The organism is Variovorax sp. 01T439_2 (assembly GCF_056398445.1).
Genome location: NZ_JBFTPJ010001235.1, coordinates 1 through 1,339, shown reverse-complemented (window position 1 = coordinate 1,339; position 1,339 = coordinate 1). Strand labels below are relative to the sequence as shown.

Below are 1,339 nucleotides of genomic sequence, written 5' to 3'. Positions count from 1 at the left end.
CCGCCTCGAAGAGTGCCAGGGCGACACGCCGGTCGTCGCGACGCGCTGGGCCCTCGAAGACAGCGAGCGGGCCGAGCTGGCGCAGATGCTTCCGCGCGCGGCCAAGGTGCGCCACGTCACCGCGGGCCGGGGCTACGGCACGGTGCGCTGGAGCGGCCTCGAAGGACTCGGCGACCTGTCGCTCGACGTGTCCGACRTCAAGGCCAAGGTCCGCAAGATCGTCCCCGCCGTCAAGGCCGCGGCCGAGAAGCTTGCCGACGACGCACGCGCGATGCTGGAGCAGGCGGCCGACGCCTTCGACGCCGCGATGATCCTGAGCCCCGACTACATCCGCTGGTCCACCGGTGCGGTGGCAGCGCTGCAGTCGCTGCGCCAGGCCATGGCGGCAGCGGATGCCGAGCTCAGCGACAAGCAGGAGCAGATGCTGGCCGAGCTCGAGGAGATGGCCCGCGCGATTGCCAACGACACGCCGGCGCTTGCAAGGGCGAAGCAGTGGGTGCTCGACAAGCTACCGAGGTTCGTCTACGTGGACGAGTACCCGGCGCTGCCCGGCCGCCAGAACATTGCCGAGCACCTCGCGCGCCAGGGCTGGGGGCAGGACGCGCCCGGGCAGCGCAACTTCGAGAAGCTCTGCAAGGCCGCGGGGCTCGATCCGCAGCAGCTGCAGGAGCTGCTGGAGAAGAACGATCAAGCCACGCGCAACCAGCTCGCCAACCGCGCCGGCTCCGTCGTCACCGCCGAGATCCGCCGGCTCTGGAAGGACCGCGAGCTCAAGGTCCGCTTCAATCTGGACGGGCCGTACATGGACACGCTGGTGTCCGACCCCAACCGCGCCTACGACGTGGAAGTGAACCTCGACGAGCGCAGCCGCGGCTTCCAGTGGTTCTTCTCGTTCTACGTCACCTTCTTTGCGGACACCAAGGGCGCGGGCGATGCGATCCTGCTGCTGGACGAGCCCGGCCTGCATCTGCATGCGCGCTCGCAGGCCGACCTGCTCGCGCACTTCGAGCAGGACTTCGCCAACCAGATCGTCTACACCACGCACTCGCCGTTCATGGTGCCCGTGCACCGGCCGGGCGCCGTGCGCACGGCCAGCATGAGCGAAGCCGCCGGCACCACCGTGAGCAACAAGGCCGAGGGCGACGCGCGCACGCTCTATCCGCTGCAGGTGGCGCTCGCGCTGAGCCGGATGGCGGGCGAGGGCGCGAAGCCGCAGCAAAGGGAGGGCGCGGCGCGTGTCGAGGCGCCGTCGCGCGAGGTCAGCGAGCCGGTGGATCTTCCTGTCCAATAGCGGCATGGACCATTCACCGAACGAGCTCGCAGAGCGCCTGACCGAACT

The 1,339-nt window shown here is 69.6% G+C and carries 1 protein-coding gene; it reads left to right on the top strand.

Features of this window, described 5'->3' with window-relative positions; genetic code table 11:
• Positions 1-1,291 (top strand): ATP-dependent nuclease (locus AC1DOC_RS33870; RefSeq protein ID WP_478131594.1); only part of this gene is annotated, 1,291 nt, incomplete at its 5' end.
• Positions 1,292-1,339 lie beyond the last annotated feature (48 nt).